The 21,806-nt window shown below is 55.8% G+C and carries 17 protein-coding genes; 1 reads left to right on the top strand and 16 read right to left on the bottom strand.

The genetic code is table 11. From position 1 onward, the window contains the following. Nucleotides 1-87: 87 nt before the first annotated feature. From ACYX34_RS15960 to ACYX34_RS15945, 4 genes are all read right to left on the bottom strand, one after another. Nucleotides 88-858 (bottom strand): flagellar motor protein, encoded by a 771-nt coding sequence (locus ACYX34_RS15960; protein ID WP_462077567.1) that lies wholly within the window; start codon nt 856-858, stop codon nt 88-90. Nucleotides 859-970: 112 nt separating this feature from the next. Next, on the bottom strand, nt 971-1,558 hold the full coding sequence (locus tag ACYX34_RS15955; protein WP_462077566.1) for a protein phosphatase CheZ: 588 nt from the start codon (nt 1,556-1,558) through the stop codon (nt 971-973). A 50-nt stretch (nt 1,559-1,608) separates the two neighbouring features. Continuing rightward, on the bottom strand, nt 1,609-1,971 hold the full coding sequence (locus ACYX34_RS15950) for a chemotaxis response regulator CheY (RefSeq protein ID WP_462077653.1): 363 nt from the start codon (nt 1,969-1,971) through the stop codon (nt 1,609-1,611). A 316-nt stretch (nt 1,972-2,287) separates the two neighbouring features. Beyond that, nucleotides 2,288-2,521, bottom strand: a complete 234-nt coding sequence (locus ACYX34_RS15945; protein ID WP_462077565.1) for a helix-turn-helix domain-containing protein — start codon at nt 2,519-2,521, stop codon at nt 2,288-2,290. A gap of 179 nt (nt 2,522-2,700) precedes the next feature. Between ACYX34_RS15945 and ACYX34_RS15940 the strand changes: the two genes are divergently transcribed. Next, on the top strand, nt 2,701-3,600 hold the full coding sequence (locus ACYX34_RS15940; protein ID WP_462077564.1) for a P-loop NTPase: 900 nt from the start codon (nt 2,701-2,703) through the stop codon (nt 3,598-3,600). Between the two features lie 471 nt (nt 3,601-4,071). Here ACYX34_RS15940 and ACYX34_RS15935 read toward each other — a convergent pair whose 3' ends face one another. From ACYX34_RS15935 to ACYX34_RS15880, 12 genes are all read right to left on the bottom strand, one after another. Next, complete coding sequence (locus ACYX34_RS15935; RefSeq protein ID WP_462077563.1) at nt 4,072-4,680, bottom strand: PilZ domain-containing protein; 609 nt, start codon at nt 4,678-4,680, stop codon at nt 4,072-4,074. Nucleotides 4,681-4,730: 50 nt separating this feature from the next. Then, nucleotides 4,731-5,045, bottom strand: a complete 315-nt coding sequence (locus tag ACYX34_RS15930) for a flagellar protein FliT (RefSeq protein ID WP_462077562.1) — start codon at nt 5,043-5,045, stop codon at nt 4,731-4,733. Nucleotides 5,046-5,053: 8 nt separating this feature from the next. Further along, nucleotides 5,054-5,449, bottom strand: a complete 396-nt coding sequence (gene fliS / locus ACYX34_RS15925; RefSeq protein ID WP_462077561.1) for a flagellar export chaperone FliS — start codon at nt 5,447-5,449, stop codon at nt 5,054-5,056. Nucleotides 5,450-5,467: 18 nt separating this feature from the next. Beyond that, nucleotides 5,468-6,871: a flagellar filament capping protein FliD gene (gene fliD, locus ACYX34_RS15920; protein ID WP_462077560.1), complete on the bottom strand. Its 1,404-nt coding sequence runs from the start codon at nt 6,869-6,871 to the stop codon at nt 5,468-5,470. 21 nt (nt 6,872-6,892) lie between these two features. Next, nucleotides 6,893-7,252 carry a flagellar protein FlaG gene (locus ACYX34_RS15915; RefSeq protein WP_462077559.1) on the bottom strand — a complete coding sequence of 120 codons (360 nt, stop codon included), beginning with the start codon at nt 7,250-7,252 and terminating at the stop codon, nt 6,893-6,895. A gap of 75 nt (nt 7,253-7,327) precedes the next feature. After that, the gene (locus tag ACYX34_RS15910; protein ID WP_462077558.1) at nt 7,328-8,155 is read right to left on the bottom strand and encodes a flagellin N-terminal helical domain-containing protein; all 828 of its coding nucleotides are present in this window, start codon (nt 8,153-8,155) and stop codon (nt 7,328-7,330) included. 193 nt (nt 8,156-8,348) lie between these two features. Beyond that, nucleotides 8,349-8,876 (bottom strand): hypothetical protein, encoded by a 528-nt coding sequence (locus ACYX34_RS15905; protein ID WP_462077557.1) that lies wholly within the window; start codon nt 8,874-8,876, stop codon nt 8,349-8,351. Between the two features lie 28 nt (nt 8,877-8,904). Continuing rightward, nucleotides 8,905-10,548 (bottom strand): glycosyltransferase family 9 protein, encoded by a 1,644-nt coding sequence (locus ACYX34_RS15900; RefSeq protein WP_462077556.1) that lies wholly within the window; start codon nt 10,546-10,548, stop codon nt 8,905-8,907. Nucleotides 10,549-10,594: 46 nt separating this feature from the next. Further along, nucleotides 10,595-12,412 carry a CgeB family protein gene (locus ACYX34_RS15895; protein WP_462077555.1) on the bottom strand — a complete coding sequence of 606 codons (1,818 nt, stop codon included), beginning with the start codon at nt 12,410-12,412 and terminating at the stop codon, nt 10,595-10,597. A gap of 9 nt (nt 12,413-12,421) precedes the next feature. Continuing rightward, complete coding sequence (locus ACYX34_RS15890) at nt 12,422-13,615, bottom strand: glycosyltransferase family 9 protein (protein WP_462077554.1); 1,194 nt, start codon at nt 13,613-13,615, stop codon at nt 12,422-12,424. Nucleotides 13,616-13,619: 4 nt separating this feature from the next. Continuing rightward, complete coding sequence (locus ACYX34_RS15885; RefSeq protein WP_462077553.1) at nt 13,620-21,023, bottom strand: glycosyltransferase; 7,404 nt, start codon at nt 21,021-21,023, stop codon at nt 13,620-13,622. Beyond that, nucleotides 21,020-21,460 (bottom strand): hypothetical protein, encoded by a 441-nt coding sequence (locus ACYX34_RS15880; RefSeq protein WP_462077552.1) that lies wholly within the window; start codon nt 21,458-21,460, stop codon nt 21,020-21,022. Before ACYX34_RS15880 ends, ACYX34_RS15885 begins: the two co-directional genes overlap by 4 nt. Nucleotides 21,461-21,806: the final 346 nt, after the last annotated feature.

The following is a 21,806-nucleotide window of genomic DNA, read 5'->3' as shown; positions in this document are numbered from 1 at the left end:
CTTTAAGTTCGTCCTCTGAACTTCAGTGGCCGAACTGATCACCCTGAAGCCCGAAACGAGAAACTTGGAGTCAGGTTGAACGACGCTTCACTTCTTCCCTTCCTTCGTCCGTTCGTTGTGCGGCAGCACGCCTTCCAACTTCTCCTGTAAGAGTCGAGGGTTTTCCCCCTGCGCAAGCCCTGCCAACCCCATAATCATCAAGTTTCTGGAGCCGGCTTCTTCCTTCAGCTTCAATTTGATCTTGTTGGCCAAGGGCAAGAAAAAGAGGTTTGCCGCCCCCACTCCGTACACCGTCGCCACGAATGCCACCGCGATTCCGCCGCCCAACTTTGATGGATCGGCTAGATTTTCCATTACGTGAATGAGGCCGAGCACGGCTCCGATAATCCCGACGGTTGGTGCATACCCACCGGCTGCTTCCCAGACCTTCGCCGCGATCACACCTTGCTCCTCGTGGTGCTCGACCTCAATTTCGAGAATCTCGATTACCGCTTTGGGCTCTGTCCCGTCGACAATGAGCTGAACCCCTTTTTTCATGAAAGGGTCCGTGATGGTTTTGAGCTTCCCCTCCAAGGCGAGCAATCCTTGTTTCCGCGAGATATTCGCAAGCTCCAAGATGAGCTGGATCGTACCTTTGTTGTCGATGTGGGGGCCTGAGATCGCGATGGTCAGCGCGCCGAAGGCCTTGATCACCACCGGCAATGGATTCTGTATGCAAATGGCACCAAACGTGCCTCCGATCACGATGATGAAAGCCGTCAGCTGCATGATCGAGCCGACGTGCCCACCTTCGAGGATCTGGCCTCCGATAATGGAGCCTAAGGCGATCACAATCCCAAGAATTGTTGCGATATCCATTCGCCATCGCCCTCACGCATGCAACCGATCAAGTGTTACCGGTTTCTGTTTGGAAGTGTGCGGGTTTGAGCTTTCCGTCAACAGGGCACGCCACAACCTACTCTCTGGACCCCTATTTGAACCCGAATTGCGCCAAAATATCGTCGACCACCTTTTGCTTCATGGCGGTGGTCTTTGACTCTTCAAGTTGTTTCAACAAATGGCCTGCCGTGCCGTTCTTCACCACCGTCTCTCCGTTCTGTTGCAGACCAAATACCACCACAAGTTCCATTAACTTATGCTGCACTTCATCGAGAATCGAGACTAACTTCTTGACCCGCTGTGCCACCAAGTCTTGGAAGGACAATGCCGTCATGATGTCGGTTAAATATTTCCCCTCTTGAGTCACCACGGTATTGATGGTGTTCAGTCGCTCTGCAAGCTTGGCACAGTCCATGGTCTGTAAGACCTCAATGACTGCTCTCAGTTCTTTCCCGATATGGCTGTGCTCATCCTGAATCAACTCCGTCAATCGCATCACCTCCAGCGTTCCTTCTTCTGTCATCTTGTTCAGGTCACTCAGATGGGAGGATGCCGTCGGCAGCTGCTGGCTGCTGGAGATGATTTGGGGTCCCGCTTCGGAAATAGCTTTCGTCGCGTTGTCGACAAACCGTGCTAAGTCGCCCAGCTCTTCGTAGAGTTTATGCTCTCGTTTGTTCACTCTGGTCACCCTTGAGTCCGCTCAGGCACGAATGTCTCGTGCACCCCATGCTACTTGAATATCTTTGCAAGTTTTTCTTGCAAGGTCTCAGCCGTAAACGGTTTCACGATGTAATTACTGACTCCCGCTTGTACGGCTTCCACCAAATTGCGTTGTTGCGCCTCAGCCGTGACCATGAGGACAGGTATGGCTTTCAATTGTTCGTCGGCCCGGATGGCTCGAAGCATCTCGATCCCCGTCATCACCGGCATATTCCAATCTGAGACGACGAAATCATACTTCCTCGTTTTCAGTTTCTGCAGACCATCTTGTCCGTTTTCGGCTTCGTCGATATTGGAAAAGCCAAGTTGTTTCAGAACATTCTTCACAATTCTTCGCATCGTGACCATGTCGTCCACGACGAGAATTTTCATGCTTGGATCGGCCGGCATAGTGCCTCCTTTTCTCAGCTCACTGCCAAAACTCCAACCGCAGTAGATGATCGGTTGAGAATGCCGAAATCTTTCATCATAGATCGGAGTGATTATTGAACGACCTGGATCCTGATGGACGACCGCGCTTGACGCTTACCAAGCAGAGAGGGGCTCCTGTGTGCGTGTGGAGAGCGGCTCACTCGTATGAACACATCGCGGGACACTTCATACTCGCCGCTCATGCCCGCACCCCCATTCGGCGTGCACCGGGACAGCAGGTGACCATGCTTCAACGGCTCACGCGATGTTCGGCGCGTCACGCGGCTTGCTTGGACCGGCTGTGCATCCATTCATGGATGTCACGCCGGAGGAAGCGCCAATGCTTTCCGATTTTGGACGCCGGGAGTTCACCGCCTCGTGCCAGTTTGTAGACCGTGGACTTGGGCACGCGAAGAAACCGTGCCACCTCCATGACGGTGAGAATTTCTCCGTCCCGACTGGCGCCCGTTTCGGATTGAGTCGCCGTTTCAGCAGATACATCACTATTCATAACGACTGATGTATCGGCGTATCAGCTGGAAAACTTAAGCTGCCGTTTAGACCATCTCTCCGTCGTCAGAAGTCATTTCTTTCCACTGTGTGCAGCTGGAAGCGGGGTTGTTCAGATTTCACGGATAGCGACCGAAGAAGACTCTGACAGTTTCCCCAAACAAGCAGAAACCAATCTCAATGGCACAGATCATCTCCGTCGCATCAGGAAAAGGTGGAGTCGGAAAGAGTGTCGTCGCAACCAATCTGGCCCTGCTCCTCGCCAGAAAGGGCAAGCAGGTAGTGCTCGCGGACCTGGACGTCGGCGGGGCTGATGCCCATATCCTCCTTGGCCTCCTCAACCCGTCCATAACCTTGACCGACTTTCTCACTCATCGAGTCGAACAATTGGATGCCGTGGCTCAACGGCTCCCGCTTCATCCCAACTTGAGGATCATCCCCGGCACCGGCGATACCTTGGCCACTGCCAACATGCCTTATTCCCAGAAAAAGCGTCTGATTCGCCATTTTCAAGACATCCATACGGACATCATCCTTGTCGATATCGGAGCCGGAACGAGCTATCATGCACTCGATTTTTTTCTGATGGCCGACCACCATATCGCCGTTGCGACTCCGGACCCGACGTCGGTCCTGGACCTCTATCGATTCATTAAGCTGGCGGCTATTCGTCGTGTGCTTTCGATGTTTCTGATGCGGGACGTGACCGCAGAAGGTCTTGCGAACCGGGACTACAGTAGCGTGGAAGAGGTACTGGACGTCGCAGGCAAGACAGATGAATCCGGTCGGAAGATTGCGGAAACCACGTTGCAAGCCTTTCACCCGTCGCTCATCCTTAACCGGACCTCCGGACGTGCCCGCGTGAATGTGCCGCAGCTCAAGAAGCTCCTTAAGGAATATGTCGGGGGGGATTTAAGCTTGCTGGGGGAAATTCCGGATGATTCTTCGATAGAACAAGCAGTACGGGCGTATGTCCCGGTGATCCAGCATAACCCATCTTCTCCTGCCGCACTTGCCCTGGGACAAATAGCTGATGCCTTGTTGATGATGCTGGCCACAGCCACTCCCTCAGCCGCCTAACTTCCGCTCGCCGGCTGTTCGCGTTCCCTCCCTGCAACCAGCTTTACGGCTTCTGGACGATCACGGCATCCCCTCCTACCCGTCATACTCCTGGTATCCGATCGTCTTCGCAACTACACCAGCATCTGTGCGACATCGGACCGTCGGTCCCACTCCCGTTCTGTGAACGGCTGCAGTCACTCATTCCACAAGCATCCGAGAACTTCCGATGCAGTGCCTACCTGGAAGGCCAGTGTGCGCACCTTGCGTGCCGCAACGCCAATTCCTCCTCATCCGGCTTCCCAGCTCCGAACGTTTCGATCGTAGCGTTCAGTGAGAGAAGCGTAATCTGGCTGCTGATTCTCGGAGTTTCGTTTCGGCAGGTATCGATCCGCTTCTCGACTGTCGTGACGATTCCCTTGATGCTGGATCGACTCAGGAGTGAATTCTCAAATACAGCAGAGCCCTTGTATGACGAACGTCACTTTCCATCTAGTTGGGTTGACCTCGGCCTGCGCGCAATCGTTGGGCTTGCACGTGCAAAATGTGGCGAATCAAGTGTTCCTGATCATCAGGCGTCAGGTCGATAAACTCGGTGGCTATCGTAAACCCTTGACCGTCGTCGACAGGAACTGCCCGAATGACTTTCACATGCGCCCGGATCATGGTGAACGGTGGAAGAATGAGCTTGATCGCCAGTTGAGCATCGGCTGCGAATTCCTGCAAAGAGACAAACCCGATCCCTCCCCCGCTCAGATTAACATCCGTAGGTTGTGCCAGCGTGACGTTGGACGGCTGACTGGTGGCAAGCGCATTCAAAATCACTTCGAGCAGGTAATCGACTTTTCTGATCCAGGGAAGAACCGCTGAATCGACCACTATCTCACTAGAACGTGCCAAAAGATCCGACGTCGGTTTGTTCACGACTACTGCAATCGACTCCGGCGTCGCATGGCTCACATCTACCGGCACACTCATCCCTCCATCGGTCACCAATCGGTATTCCATCAGGACCCGATCATCGATTCTCATCCACTCACGTCGTTCGTCCGGCTCTGTACTGCGAGACGTCGATGACACAGTCATGATAGGTGATGCCATGATTCACACCTCGTGGGACACGTCACATTTCACGCGTCACAAGATACGCCTTAGGCTTCTATGGACACAGCCGCCGGTGGGGATGGGGGGATACCTAGACGTTGACCTAATACCTGCACTCGCCGCTTCGTCATCTGCGCCTCCATCAGCAGATCTTCTAAGACGGCTTGAGCGGTCTGGATGCGGTCACGAAGTTCGTCATCCATCTTCAACAGCTCCTCGATGGGGAGCGTTGATGCAGGGGTCGAAGCCAGGAGCAGACCTCGTTCGCTATAACACTGAATGACCTCATCCCATCGCCCCTGTTGAGCGGCTTCCCCAGCCACCCTAGTCAGGCGCACGATGTCGGCTTGGCTTCCGCTCACCGAGAGCCTCATCGGGTACCGACCAGACGAGTCTGCTGCTGCGCAGCCACTTCACGCCAGGCTTCGCGGAGTATGTTGAGACAACGGAGAGGACCATCCAACCTCCGCTCGTTATTCCGCGCATTGGCTTCTACCATTTCAATCATCATGTAGTCGTACAATCTTCGGAGAGATCGCGCGATTTCACCGCCTCGTTCAAGATCGAGCACACTGTTCAGTTCGCCGACGATCGCGATGGCTCGTCCCAGATGTCGAGCTTTCTCCCGGACATTTTTAGCCGGAATCTCGCGCTTCGCGATTTCAAGCGACTGAATCGCGCCGTCATACAACAGAACCACGAGTTGAACACCGGAAGAGGTGACGACCTGAGTCTGTTCATATTGGCGAGCGTACTGAGTGATCATAGCGCAAATGCCTCGTTTCTAGGATTGCTGACTCTGTGTTGATTGAGACTGAAGAAAGCTGCTTTGCCCTTGGAGCTGCCGCAAGAGTCCATCCAGGGCCGCGTACTGAAGTTTCAAGCGGTCTTGGTACTGATTTACAGAATCTTGTTTTCTCGCGATCTCGTCCCCGAGCTGAGAGACTTGACTGGTCAAGCCGTTCTTCCGAAGAGTAAGAACACCTCCGGAGACGTCGGTTAAAGCGTCTACGGCCGTGCTCACAGATTGAGCAAGCCCAGCCACACTTCCCTGGTTACTGACAAGCGCCTTGACGTCGGCATAGTTGGTACTCAATACCGTGCTCAATTTGGCTTCGTCCACCGTGATGGTCCCATCCCGCTCAGTCTTGAACCCGATCTGTCCGAGACTGGAATAGGTCGCTGCACCGCTCGACGTCGAAGACAAGGCCGTTCTCAACCGCGACAACACGGTTTTGACCGAGGACTCGCCGAAGAAGTCTCCCCCCTCATGGGTAGTGACGTCGTAGCTGTTCCGCTGATTGATGAAGTTCACGATGTCATTGTACGTTGTCGCCAGATTTTTAATGTTTGTTTTGACGGCATTCACGTCCTGAGTCACGTTGACTTGGATCGTTCCGGTTCCCGTGGTTTTCGTCAGCGCCAGTACGATACCTGGAAGCGCATCGGAAACGGTATTCGAACTTCGTTCAATCGTCAGAGGGGTGAGTGCCTGATCGCCCACTTGAATCTGTGCATTTTGGGCCGCGGCAAGAGTATCGGTTCCTCCCGTCCCGCTGCCATTGAGAAGATCCAAATCAGTATCATCCGCCAGGATAGTAACCGCATTAGCGCTACCGGTATTATTGGAGGAAATAGCCAGCCGATAAGATGGCGCGGCTTCCGTACCAGCATTGATCACAGACGCGGTCACACCAGCTCCCAGGTTATTGATCTGGTCACGCAAGTCAGTCAACGTCCCGGTCGAACCCAATGTCACGGTCTGGTTGGTTCCAGATCCCACTTTGAACGTAAATGTAGCCGAACTACCGCTCACGATGTCGGCCGTCGCGGAGGGCACCGCTTTAGCAGCCTTACTGACGATCTGGTGAGACTGTGCGAGCTGAACAACTCGGATACTGTACGATCCCGCTGTGGCCGTGGACGAGGTCGATGCAGACAGAACTGTAGAATCAGACACGGAGATCGCTGTTCTGTCAAATGACGTAGGCAACTTCAGCGCCTCGGCAGCGCTCTGCAAGGCCACCACTTTCGTACTCAGGGTGGTCAGATCCGTAAACTTCGTATTGAGGTCGGACTTTTTTTTAGTCAGTTCATCAACCGGCTGCTGCGCCACCTTGACCAGTGCATCGACAACCTGTCCAAAATCTACCCCGTTACCGAGTCCTCCAAAGCTTATAGTAGCCATACCACGTCCTTGTGCACACAGTTAGGCATGTTCTTCGAACAGCGCCCCTTTTGGTCCTGAGAGACTCTTAGCTAAATCAATCACTTCCTTGGGTGGAATCTGTCGAATCACTTCTCCAGAATCCCCCTTCAGAATCTTCACGACTACCCGCTCCAGATCTGGATCGACTTCGATCTGGAATTTCGAACTCGATTGCTGCAACGCATCCTTCACTTTACTCACGGCTTGCTCAAGCGCTACCCGATCCGTGGGAGAGGCAAACGAGAAGTCAGCACTTTGAGTGTGCTCGTCTACAGGCTTCGTCTTGAGAGAAGCAGCTGTTTGACTTCTGTTATTAGCAGTGGCCGGGAGATCCACCTTCGATGTTACATTGGTGATCATATGTACCCCCTATGTCACTCCATTCACCGTGCCCCTCTCCGATTTAGGAGAGGGGCGGTAAACGGTGTGCGGCCATTATCCTCTGAGTAACGTGAGCGCTTGTTGAGGCAGCGTGTTGGCTTGTGCCAACGTCGCAATGCCTGCCTGCACCAAGATCTGATTCTTGGTAAACACCGAGGTCTCCTGTGCGACATCAGCGTCGCGGATCCGAGATTCTGCAGCCGTGAGGTTCTCACTCGTGACCTGCAGATTGTTGATCGTTGCTTCAAACCGGTTCTGAATCGACCCATATTCGGCTCTCGCGGTGGCAATGGCACTGATCGCATTGTCGACATTTGCCAACGCGCTGGTGGCATTGGCGGAAGTTGAGACGTTCACGCTGGACAGCCCCAACGAGGTTGTGGTGATGTCGTTCAGATCCAGGCTCAGCGTGTTCCCCGAACCGCTGCGGAACCCAATAGCAATGGAGAAGCTGATCGTTGAGCCGCTCGTCAACGCCTGACCGTTGAACTCGGTCACTTGCGCGATACGATCGATTTCCGAACGCAGCGCGACGAACTCTTGATCGATATAGGACCGTTCCGTATTGCCCACTGTGCCGCTCGCCGATTGTGAAGACAGCTCACGGAGCCTGGCCAGCAACGAACCGATCGTGGCAGCAGCGCCGTCGGCGATCTGCGTCAGACTGATGCCGTCGTTGGCATTTCGCGTCGCCTGGTTGATGCTGCGAATCTGTGCACGCAAGGACTCGGATAGTCCAAGACCAGCCGCATCATCCGCAGCCCGCGTAATTCGCAAGCCGGAGGACAAGTGTTCAACCGAACGGTTCAGGGCCAAGGTATTGACCGAAAGGTTCCGCTGAGCCGCGATGGATGCGGGGTTATTGTTAATGATAAGTGCCATTCGCCTTCCTCCTTGAAACTAGAACATCGTCCGCCGCTGCGCTTCCGACATCCGTGTAGAAGCCGTATTCCCTTAACGCCTGTACGTGGCGTGCCTGTCTTATCGGCTAATCTCCCTGGGACTTGAGCTTCCGCAGGAATTCGTAGAGATGAGGGGCTACCCGCTAGAATGAGAACGAATGAACATCACAGGCTCAGACGGCAATGCGTGGAAGGATCTCATATTCCAACAGATCCGCCATCCGCACCGTATCGCGGATATGCCTCGCAGCCAGGAGCTCTTCGATCCATCCCGCGATGGCATGCCCCGGAGACTGGGTTCCAAGCTGTTTCTGGCCGTTCTCAATAATCTCAAGCGCATCCGCAACTTTTCCCAGCCAGACATCGAATGCCGACAGATCCTGTGCCCCCATCCGAAACTGATTGGCGAGCGAGGTGCCTTCGGCCGCAACCACACGACGATATCGCTCGATCGCGCCACGTGCAGATTCGAGCAGTTCCGGCTGCGTCGCTGAAGTCGCGACCAACTCGCGGTAGCGAGTGGACGGTTGTTGGAGGAGATGTGGATCGATGTCTCGATCTGTAATCCGACGACTGTCCAACATAACGGTCGTCACGATTCGAGACCGAGCATGCGCCCGTTCGCTCAGATCAGCAAGGATGTCACCAAGGGTCGCGGTGCTGACGGCTTGCCATTGCTCGTTGTCCAATTGAATATTCATGTGTCGTCTCCCCCCTACATCATCCAGCTCATGCCGCTTGCCGCTCGGGCCCAACCATGATTAGATTTCTCGCATGATCAGGTGTGAGACACCGATCAATCTCTCTCACACGTCTCAGCCAGGTTTGATACGCGCCAGACTGATGCTTCGCAAGTCGGTCCAAACCGAGGACGTTGTCGCTTTGGACCTGTCGACCAAAGGCTGCTGCGAGAGGGGCTAGAACCTCTGTTGCCATTCCAATGCGGAGCAACCGCTCCTGATCAGCTTTTTGCTCACGTTGAAGCCGTTTCAACTCTGAAATATCGACTGATGCACCACCAGCCAATTGCACGATCTTCTCCGCTCTTCGGCATGCCGCCTCCAGAAGAGGCATGAGAGTCCGCAATTGTCCTTTCACCTCTGATGCATCGGGAGGCAACCCTTCCGGAGGCGACAGGTGGCTCCGCAATCCCGTATGTGTTTCATACCAATAGCGACGCCAAAACGCCGCATACCATTCTGTAACAGGAGACTCTATTCCCCCCTTCAAGCGAAATGTGCCCAGCCCATCCTCATCCACTCCGGACTCATAGAGGCGTCCCCCAGCTACCCTCGTGGGGCACGGCCCTGCCTCCAGTACATGACACATGAGATCAGCCACAAAGTCCGGCGAGATACGGTCCTTGCACGCATGGTGGGCACAGACTTGCTCAAACCCACAAGGAGCACATTCCAGCTCCGGTTGAATCACCCAATGACCGGGCCCATAGGGGCCGGTTTCCTGAAAATCGACATGTCCCACAGAAAGATCAACGACCGATGTGCCGACCGCCACGCCGATATGCATTGGCCCCGTATCGTTGGTCAGCAACAATCGACATTTTGCTAGCAACCCAGCAAGTTGATTCACGGTTGTGCACCCCGCCATCGCCTTGACCTGGTTCTTCCCCCCGGCTTCTCGATAGACCTGCATCACTTCTGCAACGGTAGCTTCCTCTTCTTGACTGCCGATGAAAAGAATTCCACCGTGCCATCGTTTGCTTACATGGGCCAACGCCAGGCCAAAGAGATGGGGACGCCAAGCCTTCATGCCGTCGCTTGCTCCTGCCTGTACGGCAATCCACTCTGCCGCTCCCGTGAGGGTTTCCCTCGCCCACGTGTAATCCTCAGGAGAGCACGACAGCCGAAGCGGTGCAAATGTCCCTGGGCGACTTCCACCAAGTGCGTAGATGTCGACAAGATTGAAGCGATTCAATCGCCGAAACTGGTGAAAGTCACAGAAATACGCCATCCAGGGATTCTCGACGACCGTGCCACCGTCCCACGCGCTTTGTGCCCCTCGGATGTCGGGTGCTCCGATGAGTCCCGCCAGGAGCGCACTTGGCTTGTTGAAGGTCAGATTGATCACACGATCATATCCCCGCCCTGCCAACGGCTTAACCCATGAGACTGCATCTCGAAAGAGCGTGATGACATCCTTCACAGCCGCCCGGCTGTCATCGATCAGTTCGTGGAAATCAACGGTGATCACCTCGCGCAACCCACTCAGCAGCGATACAACCGGTGCAAATCGTCGATCCACGATCAGATCAACCGCCACTCCCGGCCATTCTTCCTGAAGTCGATCCAACAATGCGCCCATTTGGACGAGATCGCCCATTCGTGTGATGTTAATGATAAGGACTTGTTTCACTGCAACGTGCCGCCTTGTTCTTGAGACTCACGCTTCACGATTCACGTTAGACCAGGTCTCGGGTTTCCGCCCGATAACTGTCGAGCATCAGGATCAGCAATTCTTCTCGAGCCAGCTGCCGACCCGGTGCCCGTGCTCGGATATCGGCGGCGAGGTCCTTCAACTCGACCCGCTGTTCAACAGGGAATCGACCCAACAACGGAACAAGTTCCGGCACCTCTGTCGCTCGCGCTGTGAGTCCTCGGGTCGACCGGTCTCCTCGAAGAATCGAACCGATTCGGTCCGGTTGGTGCAGACCAACTACGGAGAGAAGATCTTGAACGCGGTGACGATAGGTATGGTCACGCAGGACCCGTCGACGCGATGCCTCAGCGTGAGCATCCCGGGCATCGGTGTCAGTCAACCACTCCCCGATCAGCCTCGGGACGTCCTCTGCTTGCCGAAAGCACACGACTTCGTCCGACGTAAAGAGTTCCGAAAGAAGCGACCGTTTATCCACCAATTGAAACGCACCACATGCGGCAAGCTCAAAGGCACGAGGGTTGAGGAAATCCGGTTGCGGATCGAGGCCGAGACCCGAAGATGAATGAAGATTCAGGTTGATCTTGGTAGCGTTAAAGACCTTGACACAGGTCTCAGTATCGATGCGCGCACCGTTCCGCTGCAGGACACCGGAAAGGTCGATCGCTCCCTCCCATTCGTTACCCCATACTTTCAGCGACCACTCCTTCGACCGCCAGTGCGGCAATAGGTTCCGCCGATTCGCATAGCCAGCTCCCACAAACGACACGTCGGCTCCATATTCCTGCTGCTCAGACGAGGTCAGCGACATCGGACGATGCACGTTAGGGTCCGCGGCCATCGGAAGATAGTGAACCTGAGGCGCCCCGGCCCGCTTTAACGCGTCGAGACAGTCCCCTTGTTGAATCACAAACCAGTAATCGTACCCTCCCGCCAATTGACGCCAGTAGGTCAGATGGCGATAGTTTTCGACGAACCACATCGCCGTCAGAAACTTCTTCTTGCGCAGATGCTGCAGCACTGCCAAGCTCAACGGGGCTTGGGCTATGGCCAGAACCAGATCAGGTGGATCCTCTGCAAGATGCGCCATCGTGCTCAGGCTCAGGACATCGGCAAATCGGCTTTGGAGCATCAAGCGGTGTCGTAATTCACGGCATGATCCGAAGACCTCGTAGCTGGATTGATGCACCTGATGATCGAGCCAACTCACCCGATGACCCAGCTCGTTCAAGGCGGAGACGACATACCGGGCGATCGGGAGAGATCCTCCATAAATAGGTCCGACCACGGCTACGTGCAACTGACCTCCGGCTTTTGCCGCCATGGCACGACGCAGCCTTGCCTCAAGGCGCTGATGGAACTCGGTATGAAACCGTGCCGCCGGCTCATACGTGAAGAACCGGAGAGGGGACGATTGTGCCGCCAGCTGCGCAGCCATATCTTCGGCTGTGCCCGCAACCCAGTGGATCTTGTTCATCCATGCTCCAAGCGGCCTCGCACCACACGCATCCTTGAGCACGGACGGATCAGGCACTACGACGACCAGTCGTGCATCCGGTCGGCAAGCACCCACCAACGCCTCTACGTGATAGAGGAGCCCTACCCCCAATACCACGCCCACTTCACCGGACTGCCATTCTTTGGCTTGTTGCTCGGCCCAAGACCTGGCTTCTTTCTTGGGATCGTACGCACTATGGACCCATTGGCCCTGGTGTGTCGCCGAGGGAGCACCTTCGCGTGAGGGTACAATCGTCAGGAGACCGCCCTGACTACCCTGCACCGCCTCCGCAAGATCAGGAGCAGTCTGGCGAAGACCTGCAAGATTGTGATTCAGATACTCCACAGAATCTCCTTATCCCACCGGAGTGGGATGCAACTCCCGCCAGATTGATTCTCGTTGACGCGGTACTGTCGGTTCCTGTCCTGCCGGAACATAATAGGCACCCCACGTATCTCGATGACTTTCCCACACCGACCAGTTCGGAGGAACAGGCACTGGCTTGTTCGCCAAGATCGCAATCGTTTCATCGATCGGCCAAGTTTTAGGACAGAGCGACCGTGAGACTGAATCGCTTTCACCTTCCCCTTCCGCCTGCCACACCCAGTGGTGCAACCCATATGGCCCTGTCTCATGAACTCGTGCTCTGGCAAAGTACCATCCAATCACGTTGATCCCCAGGGCAGCCGCCAAATGGAGCGGACCGGTGTCGGCCCCAATCACGACCTGACAACGAGTCAAGCCCAGTGCCAATTCGGTCAGAGAAAGGCGACCTGTCGTGTCCCACACCCGACCCAGGAGTGAGGATGGAAGGAGAGATTGAATTGCATGGGCTCGCTCTTGTTCTTGCTTGCTGCCGAATAAGACGAGACGACTTCGTGGAAGCGTGTTCAAACAGGCTATGATCAAGCAAGCCAAGACTGTGATCGGCACCAATCGGTCTTCTTCTCCTGCCCCTACGAGCAATCCAATCCACCGCCCCTCAGACCGGCCGATCTCGTTGAGCTCATCGGGAAGCGATGCAACTGGCACATGCATCGGTCGCATTAGTTTCGGTGGAGAGGTGCCACACATCCCGCAAAATGCATCCGCTAAATGAATACGATTCTCCCTTCGATCACTGGCGATGGCCCTCACATAGGTCGCCCATGGTGACAGTGTCCGGTCGAGCGGCCCCCCGACTATGGCTCCGATGCTTTCCCGCGCAAGAAGCGCTCCTGCTAAGACCGCACGTGGATGTTGGTTGAGCACGAAGGCACAGTCATAGGGATCATTTGCAATCGCACGAAGAGCGGCATCGGCTTCGACGAGAGAGTCCGGATGGAATGCTCTCTCCGCGACGCGTGCCCGTTGATTCCATGCGGCACCATCCCAGGGCACCACCGCTGCAATTCCTGGAATCATTCGCCCGATCTTTTCCAAGTGCGCAGGGCACAACAGATCGACAGTCCAGTCCCCATGCGCTTCCTTGAACGCTGTAATGACCGGGATCGTTTGCACAAGATCACCGAGTCTGGCTAATTGGATGAGGAGGACTCGTTTTCCCATCTCTCTACAACGAAGCCGCTTCCATGATCAGCACTGCTTCCCTCCCCGAAATTGCCCGCCCGAGTTGCTCCAACCCGTCATACGTAGGAGCGATCCGCAAGAGCGCGTCATACTCCCGCCTGGCGGCATTGATCTGTTCGGCTCGCAGCAGGACGCCGGCATACGCAAAGCGGGAAGCGAGGTCCTCCGGATTTCTCTTTACATAGGAATGCAATTGTTCGCCCAGCTCATGCCAACGGTTCTGCGCGGCGCCCGCACGGAGCAACCAATGAATCGCCTCTGCATCATCGGGATAGTCCACCAATACTTCCCGAAACCGTTCCCAGGCTCCCTGTGCGTAACCTCTTCCCATTGCGGCCATTCCCATCCCCATCAGACATTTCCTGCGTTCGACACCGCCATGAAGTGCGGTCCCAAATGCCATCTCCGCTTGTTCATGCTGCTCTCGCTGCATACAGAGAATACCTTTGAGCAAGAGCCCCTCTGCATGCATAGGATGCTGTTTCAGCAATAATTCCAAGCGGGCCTCGGCCGTGGCCACTTGGCCCTTGGTCAAAGCCTCTCGAATGATGGTGATCTGTTCCTCAAACGGGTTATCAATCGTCGCCACACGCCGTCTGAACGCTTCGGCCATCGTCGGCTGCTTGACAGCCTCAGCCACCGAAGCGCCCCACATCAGCACATCGCGGTCAGCCGGCCACTCAGCATAGCGTGCCAACTGACGCACCACTGCGGCCTCATCGCGGTGTTTGCCAGCCTGTTGTGTCTCTGCCACCACTTCCCACGCCTGTCGGTCCTTGGGGTCCTCCAATAATTGCAGCGCCTGCTGGCTTCGTCCATGTTGCGAAACCTCGACCACCTTATACCCATCACTGACGAAGAGACTGTCATTATCAACCAGCCACCAAGCCTTCCCCCATCGCTGCATCAACCGCCGACCATTCTCCGCCTCATGCTGCTTGCGACCAGGTGTTTGGCTTTCCAGATGGAATACGACACTCTTCGGCTGGTACACGATGGTATGGCCTCGTTCGCGCACTTTGAAGCAGAGGTCCACATCCTCAAAGCCATTGACATAGCCCTCTTCAAATCCACCCACGTCGCTGAACAGCGAACGCCGGATTAAGAGACAGGCGCCGGTCACCGCATTCAACTCACGCCGTTTGTTGACTGCGGGATGGCTTTCCGCAAATCCTCTGTAGATGTGGTAGGGCGTATGACTACGTCGATCAACCGCCACTCCGGCATGCTGTACGGACCGGTCCTGATAGAGCAGTTTACTTCCTACAATGGCCACGTTCGGGTGAGCCTTCACCTCATCCACTAACGTAGAAAGCCATCCCTTCAAAGGAATCGTGTCATTGTTGAGGAACACCAAATAGTCGCCTGTGGCAGCAGCAGCTCCTTGATTGCAAGCCTTGGCAAATCCTAAATTCTCTGAATTGCGAATCACCTGTACATCGCCGCTCAAGGACTTCATAAATTCCTGGGTACTGTCGGTTGAACCATTGTCCACGACAATGACTTCGTACGAAACGCCGTCCGTCACCTCTGACAAAGCGATCAAGCACTGCGTAGTCAGGTCCACCTTGTTCCATACGGGAATAATGATGGAGCAGTCGAACCGCTTCACGGCGAGCTCTCGCCTCATCGCGGCCAGACGCTCACGCTGGTGCTGGACGATCTTCGGATACGGGGCGGCATGGTGCACATATTTCCGATAGATAATCTCCGCAGTTCTGACAAAAGCCTCTCGCGGCTGGCTGGACATCGTTGAACCATCGATCCGCCAGGTAAATTCGGCAGTTGTCTTCGGAATATGGATGAACAAATAACAAGCCGCAAGCCTGATCCACAGATCCCAGTCTTCATGCACATAGAGACTTTCGTCGAATCCCCCGACTTCATCCAAACATGCCCGCTCGTGCATGACACAGAGCACCGGCATGTAGTTATTGATCAAGAGTTGGTGGGCATTGAACTCGTGAGAATATGGGCGATCACGTTGGTATTCAGTGATCCGTCCATTAACCACCCGCTCATGCACACGCCAGGCATCCGTATAGGCCACTTTGCAGTCACCGACTTCCAGTCGCTTCACCAAAGTGCTCAGGTGGTCTGGAAGAAATCGATCGTCATCATCCAGATAACACACATACTTGCCCGTAGCCTGACGCAGTCCGGTGTTACGGGAGGCTGCAAGACCACGATTGCGGTCATGGGTCACCAGCATGATCCGTCCATCTCGATTCAGGTCCGACACAATAGCCTCGACCGGAACGGTGCCGTCATTCACGACGATGATCTGAAAATCCTGGTACTCCTGGCTCGCCACACTCTCGATGGCCATCCGCAAACGGTCGGGCCGATTGTAGGTCGGGATAATGACGCTGACCATGGGCGGCCGCTTCATCGATGGCCGACCCATCTTTGCTGCCGCCCGTTGCGCCGCCCACACCTGGTAAATAGGGACCAGCTCTCGAGTCTTCAGGTCATGCGCCGTCACCGACGGGATATACCGCAGAGAAGGAATCTCGACATGAACGCGTTCGATCCCCACAGGGGCGAATTCCTGCCCGATGAGGTAGTTTTCCAATTGTTGTTCGGTCACCCAAGCCTCAACCGGCTGGTTAGGCGGCGCAATAGTTTGCCAGCGTTCCCACATCTCCCCGCGCGGTGTGGTAAGAATCAGATAGCCATCCGGTGTCAACAGCCGCTTGAGCCCCTCCAAGAAGGTCGGTTTCTGTTCATGCGGCACATGCTCGATGACTTCGGAGCACAACACCACGTCATAGGGACGGAAATCAGACCGCGCGAGCACCGTCTCAGCTGTCCCCGGCTCAAATCGATACTGAGGGAAAAGCGTTTTGGCGTGCGCCACAACTCCAGCCACCGGCTCGACCCCTTCCACCGTGCCGTACGCAGAGGCAAGGTTAGTCAACCACCCGCGCCCACATCCGATCTCAATGATCCGCAACGAGGCGTCCGGATGATTTTTACGCACACGCTGCAGGATATGCTCGAGAAATACAGCGATCTTCACCCAGCGTGCCGCCTCGTCAGGATTCGGCTCAGGCATCGACCAGTAGGGGCTGTTAACGAACAGGTTGACGTAGAACTGATCCTGATCCATGAGACCCTCGTATGATGGGATTATCACGTCATGCGTAGTCGGTTGTTGTTTCACACATGCTATTGTTGCTCTCGTCGCCGGAGCTTCAGCCGGAGAGCTTATGCGGTCCTGTAATCCTGCAGAGCTACCCGTCTTAAGCCGTCCATACGTAGCCAAAAGTTCGTCCCGCTCCCGCGCCACAGTCGCAGGCATTTCAAACAGCGTGGCTAACCGGCCGGTCTCCAGCAGAGTGATCCAAGCAGCCAGTATCGGCTCCCATTGAAAGCACATGTCCCAATGTTCATATCCAGCCTGGCCCAACCGGGATCGGTAATCCGGATGCTGCCTCAGCACCCATACAGCTTCCGGGAATTCCGCAAGCGGTAGTACCAACCCACCGGCTTGTGCTGTCGCGGTCCCACACCCAGGAGTCGCGAGCCACGGACGCCGGAGACTCATGGCTTCCAGCAAGCACAGCGGAGAAACTTCCCCCTCGGAGCAGAGCAGGACCAGATCAGCCGCCTGCATCGCCTCAGCCACCCCCTGCCGATCCAGTCCTGGGATAAACAGCACCTCTGGTCTGGCGGCAAGCGCCGTACGCACCTCAGCGACATACTCCGTTTCACACGTCTCATGCCCAATCATCACCAGCTTGACCCCTGACGGAACCGGCGTGAAGGTGTTAAGCAATCTCAGATGATTCTTCACCCGATACAAATTCGCGACCTGGAGCAGCACGAATGTATCCTCGGCAATCCCATGCCGCCTCCGGAAATCTCCCGTTGGTGCGAGTGGCTTGGTGCCATTTGGGATCATCATGGTGGGAATCCGTTCTTCCCGACAGTAACGGGCATCCGGCGTCTGCTCGCCCAGGACAATGACCGCGGTAGACTGATCCGCGAGCTGCCTCAGCACCGACTGACCATGTTGGCAGCTGCGCAAGAAGTCATACCCCTCCTGGTTGATCGTGGGTTGGAAGAAAATGCGCCGGGACTTCAGATCCGGAATCTCCAGCATAACGTAGAAAAACGGATGGATCGGGGACCCAAGCACAATCACCGCCTCATACCGGCCCGACGCCACCAATTGCGCCACTTCGCCTCCAGCCACAGGCAAACCATCGTGCATCACCTCGGGACCTGATACTTCGATGATCTCGATGCCCCGATACATTCGAGACGCTCGATCCGCCTGACGATGGCACGCGACTTGTACTGAAAATCCCGCTTCCGTCAAACCAATCCCCAAGTCCTCCACCACCATTTCTACCCCACCGACAGAGGGCCAGAAATGGGGCGTCACGATCAGGATCGGTTTCGATCTTGCCGCGGAATTGCTGACCTTAGTTATCTTTGACTCCAACGTACCCGGCTTCCACTGGACCTGATCGAACGGAATGGGCGGATTCGAGAGAGGCATGTCAGATTTCGATGGATCATACGGCTGAGTCGTGGGCTGCTCCGACAGGAAGAGGCGCGTGAAGACCTCTAGCTCTTTCAACGCATACTGGCGGGCATCCTTTTCCCGATTTGACACCAGCGGGGCCAACACAATGCCATGGGCCGCTCCCAACAAGGCAAAGAGTGCCAACAAATCGCCCGATTCCCTAAACTGGTCCGCTTTTCTCCGGATATCGACGGTCAATGTATTCCATTGCCGGATATCCTTTTCATACATCGTTTTGTATCGACGATAGATCGTTGCCGGCGTGTAGTGAGTACCATGCTGGCCCATGACATCGGGATGCAGAATCCAAGCAATCCCCTGTCGCCCCATCTGATCGAGCAGATCCATTTCGCTGGCTTTGACGTCTTGGAACATCAGCGGCTTCATGAGCGCGGCTCGATAGATTTTGACTCCCTGGATCGGGATGCCGCGATCCTCGTCGAACAAATGGAAACAGATCATTCCGACGTCGTCAGGTGCGGCTTCCATCACCGCTTCCATGGACGCCACGGCATCCGGCTGGAGAATCATGTCTTCATCGACCTGGATGAAGTACTCGGTCCGGCAATCCGAAATCATGCGTTGAGCGGCCGCGCTGAAAGGGCAAACATTCCGGATGATCTCCAGTTTGAACGTCGTGCCCAGTTGCGCATCCAACGCTGTCTTGCACGCCGGAAAGGCAGGGTCATCAACTGTGAGCACGAAAACCGTGGTTTTGGTGTCGTATGATGGGGGACAAGATGCCGAGGACGCGCCTAAACTAATCGGTAAGTGGAAACCTGCCCTGGTGCCGTAATCCGGCTCTGCTCCTGTCTCAATCCATCTCAAGGTTTGCTGAATCCGGTATTCGCTGGTGTGGTATCGCTCAGCCTTCCGCCGCCCGGCCCGCGCGACTCTTTCGGCAAAGGGACGATCGCGAAGCACCCGCTCCAGCTTGGCCGCTAAGGCTGCCGGCTGATCGCCGGGAAACAGGATGATCTCCTTATCCGCTTCGAATAGATTGCGATTCTTTGGATGAGCCGGGATCGACCAGGACAAGACCGGGCGTCCGGATGCCATGCTTTCGAATACGCGGCCGCCATAAAACTTCGCGAGGCTCGGCAAGTTCACGATCGCGGCCCAGTGGCCAAGCGCCGCCATCCATTCCGTGAACTCACCTTCGCGGACTTGTTGCAGACAAGCCGCATAGTCGTTCAATTGCGATTCGGACACAGGCCGACCGCTGGTCAAGAGCTGCTGCGACGCCTGTTGCAGACGATCGAACATGCGTTGATAATCAGTGGGTGGATCAGCGGGCTGCTGGAACGTCATGAGGTCACGGAGCGCGGGATGAGCCACCCAATTCCGCCGCGGCCCATACGGCACGCCGTGGAATACGGCTCGATCAAAGCGAGGAGTCGACTCGGACGAGGGGATGTATCGCCTCGGCACCATGGGCGGCCACCAGAGTACTTCCGTCTTCCCTCGGTTTTTCAACGCGACGGCATCGCGCTCGTCCGGAGCCAGTAGGTGCGTGAGATAAGGAAGCTGTTTTTCAAGCTCTGGCATCCGGTGCCGAAGGTGAGGCGCCCAAAGATAGTCGTCCTCGTCATAGAGAAGCGTTTCCATCAGAACACCGACGCGGATCGGAGCCAGCTCCGCGATCCATTCCAACGTCCTGGAATCGAGAGCGGTATGAACAAGCCAGATCCACACCTGATCGAACCGTTGGCCTTGAAAAAACTGCTTGGCGTGGGACAGCCAGGAGGCAGGCGAAGAGCAAGGAATCTCCGCGATGGCTGGAATGGTGATACATTCCACGCCGTTCGCTCGCAGACCGTCACTGACGCCGTACGCACCGCTGTAACTCCACGGGCGGGCGGTCTTCCATGTCAGAAAATCGAGTTGAATGAGGAGTACCCGTGTCCGATGCGCCGGCACATCCGCCGCCGCCGAACTTGCCGGCTTTTTAACGGCCGTCCCTAACGTTTTTCTCCAGGCCAAGAATGCAGAGTCGCTGAGAGGTTCCTGTGGGGCAAGATGGGCTGGAATGTGATCTGCGGCGCAGACCACTTTGGACATCTCCGTAGCCTCCCATCCTGTTCCATTTTTGCGGGCCGCCCAGCAGCCGACGATACTTGATACTCGACCGAGGCTCTCTCCCACAGCCAAGGTGACGCCCGGATGATACTCCCGGCCGGATCGCGGGTCGCGGACATAATCGGACTCGGTCTGCGTTCTTGCGTAAGCCTGATCGATTTCTTCGATCTGAAGCTCCAGATCGTCACCGCATAAAATGCCGCCGTCCTTCACCAGCGCTGAGGCGAGCTTCAGATCAGCCGCGACAGCGGCATAGGAATGATCGCCGTCGATGAACACAATGTCGAAGTACCGAAACGGAAAAGCGGGCAGCATCTCCCTGCTCTGACCGCGGAACGGAAGCACCACATCACGATGGCCGGCAGCCGCAATGTTGTGCAGGAACAAATCATAGATCGAATCATCCTGCAACGCGTTCCACATTTCACGATAGACCGGAGCTTCCGGTCGTTTGGTAAGGTCGAAATAGGGCTTCCATGGATCGACGCAGATCACGCGGCCATTTCCCCCATGATGTCGCTTGAGGGCGTCGGCCCACGTGATAGCCGACCCTCCCGCCCAAGATCCCACCTCGAGAATGTGAAGCGGGCCGGAACCGACACGGACCGATTCCAGGCGCACCAGCTCTTGCATGACGACGTGTCGCAAAGGCAGGCCTTGCGAAGCCCACATCACGCGCCCAAAGTACGGTTTGTTTTGGCTTCGACAGTACCGGTAGTATTCGAATTCCAACGAACTCCGGCCGTCGCCCCTGCTCTGCTCGCTACTCATGCCGCTTCCTTTCTCGAAGTGTCTCTCGGTTTGACGACGTCCGGATACTCCGGGCTCATCCAGCCTTCCGCCGGTTCGATCAGCATATTGCTCCTGAATTCCTCGCGGGAAAGATAGCGGACGTCCTCGGGCCTGACGATCGTCTTGGCGTACTTGGTTACGGGAGCCGCCATCGCGACAATATCCGTTTCTTGAAACCCGATCTGCCCGATCGTTGGGTCGGGACGCAGGAACCGCGAGTTGATCTGGCCTGTGAGAAAGATCCAGGAGATCGCATCGTACGAACGGTTTCCCGTCAACGTAAGTAGGACCATACCGCCCGAGTCGCTTGCACTGACCTTCGCCTCTGTTCCGTGCTGATGCCCGCGGAGATCGACCAGTTCAGGATGATCCATGACCATATCTGCAGCGAACATTACTGTGGAACGAATTGGCATATCTGCAACTCCTCTCCCTCCCCCGTAACAAGTTGCATGCCAGCTGCAACTCTGAGAATAGTGTCGTTTTTGGGGAAATCGTGAGATCCCTGGATCCAGGCGGAACGACATCGGCAAGTCTTGCCGAGTAGGAGCGGAAGGAACTGCCAGGCCTGGCCGTCTACCCGGCAACGGAAGGATGAATGAGGGGCGATTTGTTACAAAGCCTCAACCTCGATGCCGTGAATGATCGTGAACTTGTCCAGGAGCCGAACGTACTTCGATCAGGAGAGTTCGACGTGTTTCATCGCATTCATGAGCAGGTGTTTCTGTCACCAGCGAGAAACTACAAGGACGGCTCGGGTTG

The sequence above is a fragment of the Nitrospira sp. CMX1 genome, assembly GCF_054902215.1.
The sequence above is the reverse complement of the archived record's forward strand: the minus strand, read 5'-3'. Positions and strand labels throughout refer to the sequence as shown.

What these genes read in the sequence shown, in the direction of transcription:
- ACYX34_RS15960 (WP_462077567.1), bottom strand. Translation starts at nt 858, where the DNA reads ATGGATATCGCAACAATTCTTGGGATTGTGATCGCCTTAGGCTCCATT.
- ACYX34_RS15950 (WP_462077653.1), bottom strand. Translation starts at nt 1,971, where the DNA reads ATGAAAATTCTCGTCGTGGACGACATGGTCACGATGCGAAGAATTGTG.
- ACYX34_RS15945 (WP_462077565.1), bottom strand. Translation starts at nt 2,521, where the DNA reads ATGAATAGTGATGTATCTGCTGAAACGGCGACTCAATCCGAAACGGGC.
- ACYX34_RS15940 (WP_462077564.1), top strand. Translation starts at nt 2,701, where the DNA reads ATGGCACAGATCATCTCCGTCGCATCAGGAAAAGGTGGAGTCGGAAAG.
- ACYX34_RS15935 (WP_462077563.1), bottom strand. Translation starts at nt 4,680, where the DNA reads ATGGCATCACCTATCATGACTGTGTCATCGACGTCTCGCAGTACAGAG.
- fliS (WP_462077561.1), bottom strand. Translation starts at nt 5,449, where the DNA reads ATGATCACTCAGTACGCTCGCCAATATGAACAGACTCAGGTCGTCACC.
- fliD (WP_462077560.1), bottom strand. Translation starts at nt 6,871, where the DNA reads ATGGCTACTATAAGCTTTGGAGGACTCGGTAACGGGGTAGATTTTGGA.
- ACYX34_RS15915 (WP_462077559.1), bottom strand. Translation starts at nt 7,252, where the DNA reads ATGATCACCAATGTAACATCGAAGGTGGATCTCCCGGCCACTGCTAAT.
- ACYX34_RS15910 (WP_462077558.1), bottom strand. Translation starts at nt 8,155, where the DNA reads ATGGCACTTATCATTAACAATAACCCCGCATCCATCGCGGCTCAGCGG.
- ACYX34_RS15905 (WP_462077557.1), bottom strand. Translation starts at nt 8,876, where the DNA reads ATGAATATTCAATTGGACAACGAGCAATGGCAAGCCGTCAGCACCGCG.
- ACYX34_RS15890 (WP_462077554.1), bottom strand. Translation starts at nt 13,615, where the DNA reads ATGGGAAAACGAGTCCTCCTCATCCAATTAGCCAGACTCGGTGATCTT.
- ACYX34_RS15885 (WP_462077553.1), bottom strand. Translation starts at nt 21,023, where the DNA reads ATGAGTAGCGAGCAGAGCAGGGGCGACGGCCGGAGTTCGTTGGAATTC.
- ACYX34_RS15880 (WP_462077552.1), bottom strand. Translation starts at nt 21,460, where the DNA reads ATGCCAATTCGTTCCACAGTAATGTTCGCTGCAGATATGGTCATGGAT.